This window comes from Flavobacterium galactosidilyticum (assembly GCF_020911945.1).
Lineage (GTDB): Bacteria > Bacteroidota > Bacteroidia > Flavobacteriales > Flavobacteriaceae > Flavobacterium > Flavobacterium galactosidilyticum.
The window spans coordinates 3,286,487-3,302,904 of the sequence record NZ_CP087135.1 but is presented as its reverse complement, the minus strand read 5'-3'; the positions used below and the strand labels follow the sequence as shown (position 1 = coordinate 3,302,904).

Here is a 16,418-nt window from a genome sequence, read left to right as displayed (position 1 = left end):
TTTACTTTAATACACATACAATTTGAGTATTTACGTTTTTTGAAACTTTACTACGTACGATAAATGGAATTTCAATTTTGTAATCATCAGTGTTTAATGGAAATTCTGAGAAAAGTTCGATTCCGTCATTCACTTTTTTTAGCGTCGCCGTCGTTATAATTTTTTTAGAGCGACCACGAATGGTCATTTTGCCATTTATTTGATAAGGTATAGTTTCTGACGTAACGTTTTTTAAATCAAATTTTTCAATTTTACCTTTAAAAATGGCTTTGGGATAACGGTCGCTTTCCATGTAGTAGGTATTGAAATGTTCTTCCATTAAATTTCTTTTGAATTTAAAATCTTTAATGGTTACCCAACAAGTAATCTCCCCAGTTTTTGTTACTAAAATACAAGTGGTGTTGTCATTGATTGCTTTCACTTCTTCAAATAGAGGAACTGATGCTTCAAAATTTATAATTCCTTCGTACGAAACCATTTTTTCTTGAGCATTAGTTGCAAACGCAATTATAAGTAATACTATTAAGGAATTTTTCTTCATATTTGTCTATGAATTAATTACTTAAAGTTACGAAGAAAAAAAATATTTATAATAGGATTTGCAGCTAATAAGTTGACAAGCACTTTATTTACGACGAAGTGCAAAATAGCACTGCTAGCATTAATTTATAATGCTATGAAACTGGATATCGATTTTTTTTTATTTAATTAGATTTTAAACCTAAAACTCCATACGAATATTGTACTTTTTCAGACTTTCTATTGATTCAGCTGCGCTATAATCAAATTCTTTTTCATGGATATTTTGTTCTTTTTTCAACGCAATTTGTTTAATGCAATTAATAAAACGTCTAACATCATTCTTGTTTGCTAGGATTAATCCAGGAACCGCGCTTTTATTGCCATGTTCATCTTTAGCAACCATTGTAAAATAAGAGGAATTACAATGTTTTAATTTTCCAGTTTGGATATTTTCAGCTTCTACGCGAATACCAATAATCATGGAACTTTTACCCACATAATTTACGCTGGCTTTCATGGTAACTAATTCACCAACCTCAATAGGATTTAAAAAATTTACCGTATCAACAGAAGCGGTAACGCAATAGTTCCCTGAAAATTTAGACGCACAAGCAAACGCAATTTGATCTAATAGAGACAATATGTATCCACCATGAATTTTGCCACTAAAGTTAGAATGGCTAGGTAACATTAATTGTGAAATACTAATATGTGAGGAAGCAACAGTTTTAAAAATTGGAGTCATTTATTTAATTTTAAACGGAGAGTTAACTTTTTTAACAGAGGAAATAAAATAGCGTGTGTCGCCCCACCACGGGAAGGTTTTGTAGCGCTCTTCATATCGTACTTGGACGTATTGACCTTCCATTTCTTTTAAGTCGCTGATTACTTTTTTCTCACTATCTAATACCGAAAACGAGAAAATCTGTGCGCCAGAAATTCCTTGACTAATTTCGCCTTCCCATGTTTTAAAAAGTATTCCTTTATGGCTTACTTTAATCAATTCACCTGAACGGACACCTTCGCTGTAAGAAGCATTGTGTAAAAAGCCAAAGTAAACTGCGACTACTAAGGCACTTATTGTAATTATAATCACTAGAAATTTTTTCATTTCTCGGTTAATTTAAAAGTTGATTTTCGTCTTTTTGTGCTCTATTTATAATGTTTTCAGGAAGTGCTTTTTTAGCTTTAGCTCCCATTTTTTTCAATTTTTCTACGCTTACTATGAGATTACCTTTTCCTTCAACCAGTTTGCTCATCGCGCCAGTATATTCTGTTTTTGTTTCGTCAATTTTTTTGCCAATCCTAATCAAATCTGATACAAAACCTTCAAATTTATCATACAAAGCGCCAGCTTGTCTGGCAATTTCTAAAGCGTTTTCCTGTTGCTTTTGGTTCGTCCACATACTATCAATAGTGCGCAAAGTGGCTAATAAAGTGGCAGGAGTTACAATAACGATATTTTTTTCGAATGCTTTGTTGTACAAATTGCTGTCTTCATTAAGCGCCATCGCAAAAGCTGGCTCAATAGGAATAAATAATAGTACAAAATCAGGACTCTCAATTTGGTACAAATCGTGATAATTTTTGTTGCCTAATTGCTCAACGTGACGTTTTATAGAAAGTACATGCTCTTTGAGGTAGCCCAATTTCAAAGAATCATCCTCTTCATTAATATATTTTTCATAAGCAGTCAATGAAACTTTCGAGTCCACAATCATCTTTTTTCCGTCCGGTAAATTAATGACAACATCTGGAAAAACCCGATTTCCATCTTCGTTAGTAAAAGCTTGTTGCACTTCGTATTCACGTCCTTTTTCTAATCCTGATTTTTCTAAAACACGTTCTAGAACTAGTTCTCCCCAGTTTCCCTGCATTTTGCTATCCCCTTTCAAAGCTTTGGTCAAGTTGATCGTTTCTTTGCTCATTTGAATATTCATTTCGCGCAAGCCCAGAATTTGTTGGCGCAAAGCCGCATGATAGTCAATGCTTTCTTTGTGTGTATCTTCCACTTTTTTCTCGAACAATTGAATTTTATCTTGCAAAGGTGACAAGATATTTTTCATATTTTCTTTGTTCTGTTCAGTGAATTTATTTGATTTTTCTTCTAGAATTTTATTAGCTAGATTTTCGAATTCTTTGGTGAATTTTTCCTGTAGTTTTTCAACTTCCTCTTTTTGTTCTTTATTGCGTTCCCATAGGTTTTCAAAATCTACTTCTTTTTTAGAAAGCTGAATTGCTAAACTGTCTTTCTCTGTTCGTATGGTTTCTTTTTCAACATTACTTAAGTGGAGTTGTTTTTCAAAGTTGGATTTATCACTAGTAGCTTGTTCTTTTAATTGATCGATTTGATAGTTAGCAGCTATCATTTTCTCTTCTAAACTAATTTTTTCCGACTGAAATCGAGCTGAGAATATAAGTTTTCCAATGAATATACCTAAAATAAGTGAGATAACAAAAGCAAGTAGAAACGGGAGTACAGTTGACATGAAAAAAGGTTTTGAAAAGTAAAAGTAAGGAATAATATTAATTTTAAAAGTAAACAATTAAGATACTTATAATTCGTATTTGCTTGTAGTTAAATCGTGATTTATTTTATCTTAAAGAGCCTTCAATAATAAATGGTATCAAAAAAAAATTAATGCGGCATCTTTACGGTTGTCGCTTTTTTTTCATTTATAGTACTTTCGTGTTAGGTGCTATTATAGAAGAAATAGATTACTATCGTAAAAAAAAAAGCCAATAAGGATTCTCATCTCTATTGGCTTTTTCTAGTAAAAAAATAAAATCTATTCGTCTAGTTTTATATTTCCGCGATCTTTATGATTATCGGGATGCGATTTGGGATAGCGATGTGCCGTAATATCTGAGTTCAAATCTTTATTTTCTACTGTCCTCATTTCTTCCTTTTCTGAAGAAACGCCGCGACTTAAACTTTCATTTTCATCCCATGATTTTTCTTTCTCATCGGGTATTGAAGCAATTGTTCCATCGACATTACGAGCCCTTTGTACAATTTTTTCATTTCCATTAGCGTCAGTTTCAACTTCTGCTTTAAGGATTGATGGATTAGGGTTGTAATCTTCGGGAAGATTTTCGCCACTAAATCCTTCGTTCGAGTTTTGCTTATTATTGGTCTTTTTTGATCCTAAATTGTTGCTTTCCATGATGATTAATTTTAATGAATATCATTTTAATTGTCTATAATATTACAATTTTTGAATGGTTTATTGGCGTCATTTAACATGGTTTTATGTTGAAATCGATAAATGTATTACGATACTACTTTAAATTCAGTGAAAACAAAACTATCTTTGCTCGCATTAATAAAACAAATCAATGTCCCATTCTCATTTTATTATTCACAAACCCTACGGTTATTTAAGCCAGTTTATTTATGAACTGAAACGCAAAAAGAAACTCTTGGGAGAATTGTATGACTTTCCAAAAGGGACTATGGCGATAGGGAGACTAGACGAAGATTCGGAAGGACTTTTGCTACTTACAACGGATGGAATGATGAGTGAAGTCATTAGAAGCAAAAAGGTTGATAAAGAATATTATGTGCAAGTTGATGGCATCATTAATCAAGTAGCCATTGATAAATTGAAGGATGGTGTTGAAATTGGTTTCAATGGAACTAAATACACTACCAAACGCTGCGAAGCAAGATTGATTGATGAAACTCCTGCTTTTGGAGCCAGAGGAAAAAAAATCAGAGATGAACGTCATGGTCCAACTTCTTGGGCTTCGATTACCGTTAGTGAAGGTAAATTTCGACAAGTTAGGAAAATGACTGCTGCAGTTGGATTTCCTACTTTGCGTTTAGTGCGTGTTCGAATTGGCAATGTACATCTCAATGATTTACAAGCTGGCGAAGTTGTACCCGTTGACAATTTTCTATAGCAATTTCAAAAATCTATTTCAAACTAAATTTCAACTGCTAATAGCCAACTGCTAAAAGCCAATAGCAAAACAACATGTTAAACATCGTTTTAGTAGAACCTGAAATCCCTAATAATACTGGAAATATTGGCCGATTGTGCGTTGGTACTGAAAGTCGGTTGCATCTTATTCACCCTTTTGGATTTGTAATCAATGATAAAAACTTAAAGCGCTCCGGACTCGATTATTGGGTGAACTTGGACGTAACTGAATATCAAAATGTAGCCGAATGGAAAGCTCAAATTCCCGATTTATCTCGCGTTTTTTTAATGAGTTCTCATGCAGATAAATCGTATTTGGAAATTGAATTCGAAGATGGAGACTGGTTGGTTTTTGGTAAAGAAAGTAAAGGTTTGAGTGCTGAAGTTTTATCGCAATTTGAAAATCATTTAACCATTCCGATGTCAAACCTAATTAGAAGTTTTAATATTGCTAATTCGGTTGCTTTTGTTATTGGCGAAGCCAAGCGCCAAATTTCACTAAAAAGATAGTTCCTTAAACAATAAGAAACTTTCCTTTTTCTGGATCAAAAATAATATGTTCATTGTTGAACAAACTGGTAAAACTACCTTTTGAAATTAAATTACAAGGTTCGTCTTGAACCACTGTTTCAGGAGTCATAATAATCATCTCGTCACTCAACTGTATTGCCATATCAATATCGTGGGTAGAAAAAAGAATGCATTTGTCTGTTTCCTGCGTTAGCTTTTTAAGCAATTTAAAAAGAGAAACTTTGTGCAGTAAATCGAGATGAGTTGTGGGTTCATCTAGAATTATTAAAGGTGTATCCTGAGCTAAAGCTCTTGCTATTAATACTTTTTGCAGTTGTCCATCACTGATTTCGAAATGCTTTTTAGTAGCTAAATGACTAATTTGCGTTAGCTCCATAGCTTCATTTACTTTTGCTATATCTGCATCCGTTAATTTTCCTAACCAGTTCGTGTAAGGTTGTCTTCCCAAAGCAATCAATTCAAATACGGTTAGATTGCTTGGTGGTAATTTTTCGGTTAGAACAACACTTAAATTTTGTGCCAAAGTTAAAGCGTCGAGTTCGTGAATGTTAGTTCCGTTCAGTAAAACAATTCCTGAGATAGTTTTTTGAATTCCTGTGATCGTTCGTAAAAGTGTCGATTTTCCAATTCCGTTAGCTCCAATTAAGGCAATTAATTTCCCTTTACGCAAAGACAAATCAATATTTGAAGCGATAATGGTTTTTTCTTTTTTATGAGAATAACCAATGCTGATTTTTGAAGCTTGTAAGATGATTTTGTTTTCCATTAGTTCATCATTTTACGTTTTCTAATTAATAACCAAATTACAATAGGCGCACCAAAAATAGAGGTGACAGCATTGATCGGTAGTGTAATATCACTGCCAGGTAATTGTGAAATACTGTCGCAAATCAGCATTATTAAGGCACCAAAAAGAATGGTACTCCAAAATAAAATAGTGTGATTGCTGGTTTGAAAAACTAGTTTTGCAATGTGTGGAACCGCTAATCCTATAAAAGCAATTGGACCCGCAAAAGCAGTAATACTTCCCGCCAGAATACTGGTAGCAAATATGATAACTAGTCTTGACTTTTTATAATTTAATCCTAAGCTTTTTGCGTAATTTTCACCTAGAAGTAAAGAGTTTAGCGGTTTTACACTAATAAGACTGAGTACTAAACCAATTAAAACACAATTGGACAAAATAAAAATGGAAGTCCAAGATAAATTTCCTAGATTTCCTAAAGACCAAAAAGTGAATTTTTGCAGTTGTTCAGCAGTACTGAAATACGTTAATGTTCCAACAATAGCACTCGTTAAACTGCCAAACATCAATCCTACAATTAAGATCGCCATAGTATCACGCAAGCGATGTGAAACGGCTAAAACTGCCAGCAAAACAGCAAAACTTCCTAGGCTGGAAGCCAAAACAATTCCGTAAGAGGATACTAAAAATGTTGCTACAAATGATGGCATCAGTGCAGCACCTAATAGTACAATAGCAACGCCTAAACTAGCACCTGAACTTAATCCTAAAACATAAGGACCTGCTAAAGGATTTCTAAACAAAGTTTGCATTAATAATCCACTTATGGATAAACCCATTCCTACCAGAATAGCTGCAATAGCTTTTGGTAAACGGTAATTAATGATGATATAGTGCCAAGTTTCTTTGCTTATATTTCCTCCAGTAAGACTCTTGAATACTTCTTTTAAAGGTATGGAAACAGACCCTAAACTGATGTTAATCAAGAATAAGAAAATCACTCCGATGGTTAGGAGTAGAAAAAGAACGATGTTTCGGTTTGTATTGTTCAATTTATTCTAATTTCTGAAAGAAAAAAAGTTTGTGGTTTGGTAGCAATTCTGGATGAAAAATTTTTATAAAATCTTTCAGCACCCAATCCGGTCGAGTAGGTGATAACTCAAAATATAAAATCCCCCCTTTAGCTCCTTTATTTATACTATACGAATATACTTTTTTATTTTTGAATGCAGTAAATTCCTTGTAATGCGGATTACTATCGTTCATTTCTTTCAAGGAGGAAAAATCACCAGGAGAAATCCAATAATCTGCATTTTTCGCTTTATCTAGTACAGTTTCAAATGGCAAACTCAAGCTACCGGTTCCTTTGCTGTCTGCCCATAAATAATTAGATTGCGCATCTTTCATAAATAATGAAGCCCAACTTTCGCCTTGAGGTACATACCATTGATCTTGATACATTGCTCCGCACAGCACTGTGGGTTTCGCAATTGCTTTTTTGGCTAATGCCAAAGTGGTCGTATATTCTTTTTCGATTTCAGAAAAAATAGTATTTGCTTTAGCATCTAATCCATACAAAGCACCAAAAAACTTAATCCATTCTGCTTTTCCAAGAGGAGATTGTTCGGTCCAATCGCCATTATAAATGACCTTTAAACCACTTTTTTGTAAATTATCGATAGTTGGATTATTGTTGTTTAAACTAAAACTAACGATTAAATCAGGCGCCATATCGATAAGAACTTCGGTGTTTAAAGTTTCATTTGTTCCTACTTCTCTAACTTTCCCTGCATCTATTAATTTTCTGGTTTTCTCTGACGAAATATAATCGGTATTTGGGAAACCAACAAGTGTATTTTCAATACCTAACATTTCAAGTGCTGGAATGTGTGTTGTTGAGGTTACTACTATTGATTTTAAAGGAATTGGAATAATGGTAAACCGTTTTAGACTGTCTGGAATAATTCCGTTTTTTTCTTTTAAAACGTAGGTAAAATTTTCTTTGGCTCCAGGCCAAGGTTTGGTGATTTTAACCACAGAAAAGTCTTTGTATTTATAAATTTCGAGACCTTTTGCGTATGAAATTTCGTTCTTTATATTGGATTTAATTTCATGCTGATTTTCTTTTTTGCATTGAACAAAAAGTGATAAAATCAAAAAAAGGAATACTGTGTTTTTAACTACTTTCATAGAGCAAAATTTTTTACAAAAGTATCGTTTTGTTTGAATAAAAATAGTCTTGTATGCTTTTTGGTACTTATTTTTCAGAAATTACAAAGTGATTTTATCTAAAAATAAAGCATGAGAGACCGTTTAAATACTTTTATTTATTTGCCAGAATTATCATTTTGCATTTTGTAATTGGTTTTGCTTGGCTTGTTTATAAATTAACTAAGAAAGAAGACGAGAATAATATTTTTTATTAGTTTGCTTTAAATCAGTTTGTTATATGTGTGATTTGTTTCTGATTTTTAAATTGTTATTAATTCAATGAAGTTTTTGCCTATAATCATATAATTATTCTACCTTTGCGCCCGAATTGAGGTTGTGTTTTGCGCTTTTGCAAAACTCATTAAAAGGGAATTAGGTTTAAAACCTAAGCTGTTCCCGCAACTGTAAGCTATCAAGCTTGTTGTTATCTACAAAACCACTGTCACGCCTTGTGTGATGGGAAGGTAAACAACAAGACGCAAGCCAGGAGACCTGCCTTTTTTCTTAACTAATATCGAACTTTCGGGAAAAAGGTTCAGAAATTATGACAACTAAATATTTTCGATTATTTTCAATTTTTTTATTGAGTCAAATGCTTTTGGCTCAAAGCAAACCTGCAATACCTTTAAACGAAGTTATTGTATCGGACAGTCAGCTCAAAAACTTCTCGAGCTCACAGTCAGTTTTGAAATTGACTGATTCCATTATCAGTAAAAATCAGTCTTCATTGACTTCTCTTTTAAATTATAATACTGTTATTTATTTTAAAGAAAATGGTTTGGGAATGGTTTCTTCACCTTCTTTTCGTGGGACAACGGCACAACAAACGGCAGTAGTTTGGAACGGAATTAATATCAATTCCCAATTATTAGGTCAAACGGATTTTAATACAATTTCTACCAGAGGCTATAATTCGATTGATGTGAAAGCGGGTGGCGGAAGTGTCGTATACGGAAGTGGTGCTATAGGTGGAACGATTCATTTAAATAACGATTTAAAGTTTGCCAATACTTTCAAAAACAATTTAGAAATCTTTTACGGTGATTTTAATACGCTAAGTGCCGTTTATGGGATTACGGCTGCCACAAATAAATGGAGTACCAATGCTAGTTTTACACGAAATAGTTCTAATAATGATTTTAAATTCATAGGAGAAGAAGGTAAAAATACGAATGGGCAGTACTATAATAATAATTTGAGTACCGCTATTGGTTACAAATTAAATGCTACTAATAGTATTAAGTTTTACAGTGAGATTTATGATGGAGAACGCCATTTTTCATTGACGTCACCTTATGCTGTTAAAACAAAATATCAAGATTTTAATACTCGAAATTTATTAGCCTGGACCAGTTCTGTTGGGAGATCAGTTTCTAATTTAAAACTGGCCTACATTACGGAGCATTACAATTATTTTGAAGATATAGAAACAGAAGGTTATACTTCTGGTGGTGTCAAAAGCTTTATTGCAAAATATGATTTTGTCTATGAATTAGCGCCAAAAATAAGTCTCAATACTATATTAGATTACAATAAAAGTAACGGTGTTGGATCAGTTGTAAGTAATGAAAGTAGACAAATAGGAGGAATAAGTGTATTATTGAAACAAAGTCTTACTGAGAAATGGAACTACGAACTTAGCGCTCGCAAAGAGATCTCGGATGTGTATAAAAGCCCAGTTCTTTTTTCGGCAGGATCTACTTTTGACTTCTCCAAGTTCTATCAGTTGAAGTTTAATATTTCTCGAAATTATAGAACACCCACTTTTAATGATTTATATTGGGAAGGTAGCGGAAACCCTGATTTGAAGCCAGAAAACTCCTATCAGGCAGAAGTGGGAAATCAATTTAGATACAAAGATTTTAAATTAACAGCCACGGCCTACGCTTCTAAAATTAGTGATATGATTCGTTGGTTGCCTAACAACAGCGGTAATTGGTCACCTATTAATACAGATAATGTTTCTATATATGGTGCTGAAGTTTTGTTGGGATGGAAGACCAATTTTAACGATCATTCTCTTGATTTTAATGGAACTTATTCATATACCGTTTCTTTGGATGATAAAAATGACAAACAGCTTTTTTATGTTCCTTATCATAAACTAACAGCTTCAACTTCTTATTCATATAAGCGCTTTAATTCATACTATCAATTGATGTTTGTAGGTGAAGTTTTTACAACTTCAGATAATGATCCAAAAAATATTTTAAGTGATTATAACATTTCCAATTTTGGAATGGATTATAATTTCAGCAAAAAAAACGTTTGTAAACTAGGTTTTAAAATAGCTAATCTTTGGAACGAAAAATATGAATCTTTGCCTAGTCGCTTGATGCCAGCAAGGAATTTAACTCTTTATTTAACCCTTAATTATTAAAAAATGAAATTTAAAAATGTTTTTCTTGGAATTTTTGCAAGTGCTTTATTGCTTGCTTCTTGTAGTAATGATGACACAATTGATACTAATGTTCCTTTAGGGAATTACGATAAAGGAGTTCTTGTTTTGAATGAAGGGAATTTTGGTAAACCAAATGCTTCTGTAACTTATATTTCGAATGATTTCAATGTGCTGACTCAGAATATTTTTGGCATTGAAAATAACGATAAAAAATTAGGAGATGTAGCGCAATCATTAAGTTTTTATGATGATAAAGCATTTATTGTTTTGAATGCATCAAATGTTGTAGAAGTAGTGAATAGATACACTTTTAAAAGTTTAGGCACAATAACCGAAAACCTTAAAAACCCTCGCTATAGTGTTGTTTTAAATGGGAAATTGTATGTTACTAATTCAATCTCTAAAGCAGTAACGGTGTATGATGCTAAAACGTTTGCTTATTTGCAGACTATAGCAATTGGTAAAACTTCAGAAAAAATAATTACTGCAAATGGTAAATTATATGTTATGAATGGCGCTTTTGGTGGTGGTAATACAATAACGGTTGTCAATCCACAAAGTAATAATGCAATGAGTGTAATTACTGTTGATAATGGCGTGAATTCTATCGAAGAGAAAAACGGATTTGTTTATGCTTTATGTGGAAATTCTGATAGAAGCAAATTATTCAAAATCAATACTACCACTGATACAGCAACTTCAATTGAATCTAGTACGTTAAAGAAAGCTTTGAATATGGATATTGATGGAGATAAAATTTATTATACTAAAGGAACAGGTGTGTATGCAATGGCTTTGAATGCAACGACTTTTAGCGAAACGCCATTGTTCTCTGTTAGTGATAACAGTTGGTCTACTTTTTATGGTTTTAATGTTATTGACGGAAAAATCTATTCAGCTGATGCAAATGGGTTTACAGCGGCAGGTATTGTCAAAATATTTTCAGCAACTGGTACTGAATTGAAAACGGTATCTGTAGGTATGGGACCCAATAGTTTCTACTCTAATAACTAATAACAGTTAAATTATAGGAGATCTCTATATGAGACTTTAAAAAGCAAAGCCCCATTTTCAATTGAAAATGGGGCTTTTTAGTACGGCATTCACTTTAAAAAAAAAGTTAGCCACAAATTACACCAAGTTTTTATCAAATTTGAAATTGAATTGCACGAATTTTATCTGTTTTAAGAATTTGTGCAATTAAAAACCAGCTGTGATTCGTGTTTATTAGTGTAATTCGTGGCGAAAATTTTTAATTGCGAATGCCGACTTTTTTAGTTTTAGAATCTAAAATTTTTGGACTTGAAATAATGTACTTTTAATTTTATTGCTGTTCCAATGCTTTCAAAAGACCTTCAGGTGCTTTGTCGATGTACATTTCATTTTTAAATCTACTCATTGATTTAGAATCTTTGAAAAATTGGAATTCTTTTCCAGGAGTTTGTTTCGTCATTCTAGCCGTTCCAGTTATTTTCTCTATTGCAGTTCTTAATAATGGTTCTGCCGTATCGCCAAGAACGCCCAAAGTACTTAAAGTTTCTTTTGCTAAAAAAGTAGGTTGTAGCCCATTGAAATAATCACCAAAACCTACGGAATTAACAATTTTCAAAACAATAGGTTGCATTGCATATTTATGGTTTGGATTTCTCTTTTCATCCGTAAAATCAGGAGAATCATATACTGTTACTGAACCTACATTTTTACCCACTGTTACATCGCCAATTTGTACTACGCTGATATGTGGTTTCAAACCATTAATGACTAGTTCGCTTGCTGATGCCGTTCCGTTAGCAGTCAAAATGTAAACTTTAGTCATGCTTAGACTGTTGATAGGTGTAGTACTAATCTTATCCGTAAAATAGTTGTTTAAACTATTTGGGGCTTCCTTTTCGAAAAAAGCTTGAATTTTTGGGTTCCATTGCTGTTTTGCAAATACTTTCCCAGTAAATTGACCTGTAATCATACTTGCTAATCGAGTTGCAGACAATATAGAACCTCCACTATTGTATCTCAAATCTAACACTAAATCTGTAATTTCTGCTGATTTTAATTCACCAAAAGCATCATTTAATTTAGTGTCAAAATCTGCATAAAAAGCGTTATACATCAAATAGCCAATTTTGTGAGATCCAGGAGTAATAAGTACTTTGTTCACTAAAATTGGATTTTCAGTTAGGACCGTCTTTGTCAACGAAACTGATTTGCCATTTCCTACAATAGTAGTTCCATTATAATCAGCAAGATTTAATGTGTAATTTTCATCTGCACCAAAGAGTAGTGAGTTATAATTATTTAACGTTATTTTCGTCCCATTTACAGCAGTAAAGAAATCGCCGCGTTTAATATTCTTAGTTGCGGCATCTGAATTTGCAATTATGTATTTCACATAACCAAATATTTCAGTAGTGCTTCCAGGCATATAACTTAAGCCAAATTCAACTCCGTTATTTTTACTAGTTCCTTGCAGTTGTCCTTCTAATTCTAAATAATTATCAACAATCCAACTGAATCTATCAATGGATTCATTAACTCTTAAAGCATCAAAAAGAGTTTCAGGCTTTGAATAACCGCTAAGAAAAGAGTTTAAGGCATTTTGATTTGCAAAACGATCATCACCTAAGTTTGGAACATCTGGCTGCCATAAGTAGTACTGATTTAGCCCTTTCCATATAAAGTCTTGAACTTCTAAATTGGCTGAAGGGGCTACATCATCGTTATCTTGACAACTTTGAAAAATGAAAACTGCGATAAATAATAAAAGTGTAAATTGAACTGTTTTTTTCATGTGTAAGTTTTCTATATCTTATAGTAACGTAAAAATAAGAACTTTAGTTTTATTTTCCTCTTCTTTGTAACGAAAATAAAATACAATCGTCTTGATTATAGGATCGCTTTTAATAAATATGCTTTATGGATCAAAATGAGTTTATGTTGCTAACTGCGCCAAGTAAGGATAAAATATTCCGGTTGGCCAAGCGACTGCTTGTAAGCATTGAAGAAGCACAAGATGCTACACAAGAAGTTTTGGTGAAATTATGGAACAAAAAGGGTGATTTACAGGATTATAATAATGTTGAAGCATTAGCGATGACAATGACTAAAAATTATTGCTTAGACCAATTGAAATCTAAAAGAGCTTCAAATGTGAAAATTAGTGACAAGGAGTTTCTGCGTTCTGAAGCTCCATTAGATAAAAACGTAGAGGATAATGATAGTTTGGCGTGGGTTGAAAAAAGCATTAATAAACTCCCAGAACAACAACGGATAATTATTCAGCTTAGAGATATTGAGCAATATGAGTTTGACGAAATAGCAGAAATACTAGACATAAGCGAGGGTACTATAAGGGTATCTCTTTCAAGAGCACGAAAAACGATACGGGAAGAAATGATGAAAATACACAGTTATGGAGTTAAATAAAATAGAAGAAATACTGGAGAAGTATTTTGCAGGTGAAACTACAGTCAATGAAGAGAAACATTTACAACAGTATTTTTCTTCAAGTAATGTTGCTCCGCATTTAGCGCAACACATTTCATTATTTACCTATTTTGCTACATCAAAAAATGTGCAGTTTGTAGAGGATGATTTAACTATTAGGACTTTAAAGCTTCAAAAAAGAAATAAAAAATCAAATTTTTTATGGCTCTCAGTTGCGGCGTCAGTAATGATTTTGATGGGAATAGGATTTTATCTTTTTTATGCTTCAAAAGCATTCAGTACTAAAGAGGGGTTAGGAACGTATGATGATCCTGAAGTAGCTTTTGAAGAAACGCAAAGAGCACTGAATCTTCTCTCTAATAATGTAAATGTTGGCATAGAAAGTGTGCAGTATGTCGAGGAATATGAAATGGCGAAAAATAGAATATTCAGCAGTTTTGAAACCAATACTACAAGAATGTAATTGCAATCTCAATGCAGTTAAAAGTCAAGTACATACCCTAAATATAATTTTAATATAATACTAAATAAATCTATAAAATGAAATCAATCAATCTAAATTCATGTTCTTGCTTAAAAGCAAAAGCAAAAAAAGAGCAAGCAAATGTCAGTTTGGCTAAAAAGTTATTAGTGACTCTAGTTTTTGTATTAGCGTCGAGTACAATTTTTGCACAAACGGCTTTTGACAAATTCGATGGTCAAGATGGTGTAACTTCAATTATTGTCAATAAAAAAATGTTTGACCTAATGAGTAAAGTGAAAGTCGATGCCTCAGATCGAGAAACGCAGCAGTACCTGAGCTTGATTAAAAAACTGGATAATCTAAAAGTTTTTACAACTAAAAGTACTAGGGTAGAAGGGGAGATGAAAGCAGTTGCTGATAAATATATAAAGACAGCAGGTTTAGAAGAGCTGATGCGCGTAAATGAAAACGGTAGAAATGTGAAAATTCTAGTAAAGTCGGGAGCAACAGATTCTCAAATTAGAGAGCTTTTGATGTTTATCGAAGGAGCGAAAAATGATGATACTGTTCTAATGTCATTGACCGGTAATTTTGATTTGAATGAGATTTCGATTCTTACAGATAAAATGAGAATTCCTGGCGGTGATGACTTGAAGAAAGCAACCAAAGGTAAAAAATAGTATGAAAGCGATCCATGGAATTGCCATAATAATGATTTTGTTTTTATCCAGTTGCAACTCAGAGCCAACTTTGCAAAAGTATTTTGTAGAAAATACCGAAAACAAAAATTTTATTGCGCTTGACGTTTCACCCGAGATTTTGAACCTTGATAAAACAAAATTATCTGTTGCTCAAATGGATGCTTTGAACTCATTTGATAAAATGAATGTGTTGGCTTTCAAGTTGACTGATAAGAATAAAGCAGAATTTGAAGCCGAGTGTGCTAAAATTGATTTGATTTTAAAGGATAAAAAGTACCAACAGTTAATGAAGTTTGGCTCAGGGAAAGAGGTGGCTTCAATAAGCTTTATGGGCTCAGACGACCATATTGAGGAATTTGTTTTGTATGCCAATAAAAAAGAAAATGGTTTTGCTGTAGTTCGTATTTTAGGGAAGGATATGAATCCAACAAACATTATGACAATGATTAGTGTTTTACAACAGTCAAATGTTGATTTAGAACAACTGAAACCTTTGCAGCAATTAATGAAATAAACCATTTTATGTAATCAAAAAGCGTCTTGATGTTGAGTCAAGGCGCTTTTTTTATGGGATTAATTATGCCAATAGTAAATTTTAAGCCTTTTATAATAGATAATTTCTACAGTTGATTTTGGGAGTAATACATCAATTAATCTTTATCAAGTTGTTTAGAGAAAGAGTAATAATGGAATTTATTTCAAAATTATTTAAATGTCTATAAAAAAAATGATTTTGCTGTGGTTTAAAATTATTTTTTTTTAAAATCACTAAATGTTGGTATTGTCAACGAGGGTAAATTCGAGTTACTTTGCTTTAATAGAAAATTATTTTTTTATAATTTTTTTTCTAAATTAAAAGTATATTTAAAATGAGGATTACTGAAAAATACAAAGAAGCGAGTAGGGAGTTGATTAGGGAAAATGTAGAAAGGATAGTTTCTTTTTATATTTAGGGACTTTCTTTCTTATGATTGGGACTTTTTCTGCTGTAATTTTGGTACTACTATTTTTTAAATGATATCATACGTTTAAGAAAACTATACTTATAAACTCATTTATTTAAATAGGACTCTAGCCAGTTGTTATCAAGAAATAATTCAGGGAAAGTAGTTAATATTGGCTTCCCGACAGGTATTCGCTTTGATCCGTACAAATGCTTCAGCAGAATCTTTTAATGCTAAAATTAAAGGATTCAGAAGTCAGTTTAGAGGAGTTCGGAAAATCGACTTTTTCTTGTTCAGATTATCTAATCTTTTTGGATAATCCCCAACTTTTGCGCTTGACCACTTAGAATACAGAAATAATACAAATTTTAAACTAAAAAATCCTAATCACTTAGTATAAGTAGTTAGGATTTTATTTTTAACTTAAAAGTGACCACGGCGGGATTTGAACCCGCACGCCCTTGCGAGCACCAGCCCCTCAAGCTGGCAAGTCTACCGTTTCTCCACGTGGCCTAAAAGTAAAAAAGGTTGTT

At 32.6% G+C, this 16,418-nt stretch carries 17 protein-coding genes, 1 tRNA gene, 1 pseudogene and 1 riboswitch; of the genes and pseudogenes, 9 read left to right on the top strand and 10 right to left on the bottom strand.

Features of this window, described 5'->3' with window-relative positions; translation table 11 throughout:
• Position 1: 1 nt before the first annotated feature.
• The 5 genes from LNP27_RS14230 to LNP27_RS14210 all read right to left on the bottom strand — a co-directional run bounded on the left by LNP27_RS14230 (position 2) and on the right by LNP27_RS14210 (position 3,689).
• On the bottom strand, positions 2-541 hold the full coding sequence (locus LNP27_RS14230; RefSeq protein ID WP_229942296.1) for a YceI family protein: 540 nt from the start codon (positions 539-541) through the stop codon (positions 2-4).
• A gap of 180 nt (positions 542-721) precedes the next feature.
• A complete protein-coding gene (locus LNP27_RS14225; protein WP_229942295.1) occupies positions 722-1,267 on the bottom strand; it encodes an acyl-CoA thioesterase in 546 nt (181 codons plus the stop codon).
• Positions 1,268-1,633: a 6-phosphogluconate dehydrogenase gene (locus tag LNP27_RS14220; protein ID WP_229942294.1), complete on the bottom strand. Its 366-nt coding sequence runs from the start codon at positions 1,631-1,633 to the stop codon at positions 1,268-1,270.
• Positions 1,634-1,640: 7 nt separating this feature from the next.
• Positions 1,641-3,011: a DNA recombination protein RmuC gene (locus tag LNP27_RS14215; RefSeq protein WP_229942293.1), complete on the bottom strand. Its 1,371-nt coding sequence runs from the start codon at positions 3,009-3,011 to the stop codon at positions 1,641-1,643.
• A 300-nt stretch (positions 3,012-3,311) separates the two neighbouring features.
• Positions 3,312-3,689, bottom strand: a complete 378-nt coding sequence (locus tag LNP27_RS14210) for a hypothetical protein (protein ID WP_229942292.1) — start codon at positions 3,687-3,689, stop codon at positions 3,312-3,314.
• Between the two features lie 172 nt (positions 3,690-3,861).
• Between LNP27_RS14210 and LNP27_RS14205 the strand changes: the two genes are divergently transcribed.
• Complete coding sequence (locus LNP27_RS14205; protein WP_229942291.1) at positions 3,862-4,428, top strand: pseudouridine synthase; 567 nt, start codon at positions 3,862-3,864, stop codon at positions 4,426-4,428.
• Positions 4,429-4,502: 74 nt separating this feature from the next.
• A complete protein-coding gene (locus LNP27_RS14200; protein WP_229942290.1) occupies positions 4,503-4,958 on the top strand; it encodes a tRNA (cytidine(34)-2'-O)-methyltransferase in 456 nt (151 codons plus the stop codon).
• 4 nt (positions 4,959-4,962) lie between these two features.
• Here LNP27_RS14200 and LNP27_RS14195 read toward each other — a convergent pair whose 3' ends face one another.
• The 3 genes from LNP27_RS14195 to LNP27_RS14185 are packed head-to-tail and all read right to left on the bottom strand — an operon-like array spanning position 4,963 to position 7,914.
• The gene (locus tag LNP27_RS14195; RefSeq protein ID WP_229942289.1) at positions 4,963-5,745 is read right to left on the bottom strand and encodes an ABC transporter ATP-binding protein; all 783 of its coding nucleotides are present in this window, start codon (positions 5,743-5,745) and stop codon (positions 4,963-4,965) included.
• Positions 5,745-6,776 carry an iron ABC transporter permease gene (locus LNP27_RS14190; RefSeq protein ID WP_229942288.1) on the bottom strand — a complete coding sequence of 344 codons (1,032 nt, stop codon included), beginning with the start codon at positions 6,774-6,776 and terminating at the stop codon, positions 5,745-5,747. Before LNP27_RS14190 ends, LNP27_RS14195 begins: the two co-directional genes overlap by 1 nt.
• 1 nt (position 6,777) lies before the next feature.
• The gene (locus tag LNP27_RS14185) at positions 6,778-7,914 is read right to left on the bottom strand and encodes an ABC transporter substrate-binding protein (protein ID WP_229942287.1); all 1,137 of its coding nucleotides are present in this window, start codon (positions 7,912-7,914) and stop codon (positions 6,778-6,780) included.
• A gap of 335 nt (positions 7,915-8,249) precedes the next feature.
• Positions 8,250-8,449: riboswitch (cobalamin riboswitch) on the top strand.
• A gap of 30 nt (positions 8,450-8,479) precedes the next feature.
• Here LNP27_RS14185 and LNP27_RS14180 point away from each other — a divergent pair.
• Together LNP27_RS14180 and LNP27_RS14175 are read left to right on the top strand one after the other, a co-directional pair.
• On the top strand, positions 8,480-10,315 hold the full coding sequence (locus tag LNP27_RS14180) for a TonB-dependent receptor plug domain-containing protein (RefSeq protein WP_229942286.1): 1,836 nt from the start codon (positions 8,480-8,482) through the stop codon (positions 10,313-10,315).
• 3 nt (positions 10,316-10,318) lie between these two features.
• Entirely contained in the window at positions 10,319-11,350 is a 1,032-nt protein-coding gene (locus LNP27_RS14175; protein ID WP_229942285.1) for a YncE family protein, read from the top strand.
• Positions 11,351-11,660: 310 nt separating this feature from the next.
• On the opposite strand, the gene LNP27_RS14170 is transcribed toward LNP27_RS14175, so the two are convergent.
• Positions 11,661-13,121 (bottom strand): S41 family peptidase, encoded by a 1,461-nt coding sequence (locus tag LNP27_RS14170; protein ID WP_229942284.1) that lies wholly within the window; start codon positions 13,119-13,121, stop codon positions 11,661-11,663.
• 125 nt (positions 13,122-13,246) lie between these two features.
• On the opposite strand from LNP27_RS14170, the gene LNP27_RS14165 reads away from it, so the two are divergent.
• The 5 genes and pseudogenes from LNP27_RS14165 to LNP27_RS15360 all read left to right on the top strand — a co-directional run.
• Positions 13,247-13,756 (top strand): RNA polymerase sigma factor, encoded by a 510-nt coding sequence (locus tag LNP27_RS14165; protein WP_229942283.1) that lies wholly within the window; start codon positions 13,247-13,249, stop codon positions 13,754-13,756.
• On the top strand, positions 13,743-14,240 hold the full coding sequence (locus LNP27_RS14160; RefSeq protein ID WP_229942282.1) for a hypothetical protein: 498 nt from the start codon (positions 13,743-13,745) through the stop codon (positions 14,238-14,240). Before LNP27_RS14165 ends, LNP27_RS14160 begins: the two co-directional genes overlap by 14 nt.
• Positions 14,241-14,317: 77 nt before the next feature.
• Entirely contained in the window at positions 14,318-14,920 is a 603-nt protein-coding gene (locus LNP27_RS14155; RefSeq protein ID WP_229942281.1) for a DUF4252 domain-containing protein, read from the top strand.
• Position 14,921: 1 nt separating this feature from the next.
• Entirely contained in the window at positions 14,922-15,455 is a 534-nt protein-coding gene (locus LNP27_RS14150) for a DUF4252 domain-containing protein (RefSeq protein ID WP_229942280.1), read from the top strand.
• Between the two features lie 635 nt (positions 15,456-16,090).
• Positions 16,091-16,204: pseudogene (locus tag LNP27_RS15360) on the top strand (transposase); the annotation flags it as partial.
• Positions 16,205-16,315: 111 nt separating this feature from the next.
• On the opposite strand, the gene LNP27_RS14145 reads toward LNP27_RS15360, so the two are convergent.
• Positions 16,316-16,398: transfer RNA gene (locus LNP27_RS14145), tRNA-Leu, on the bottom strand.
• Positions 16,399-16,418: the final 20 nt, after the last annotated feature.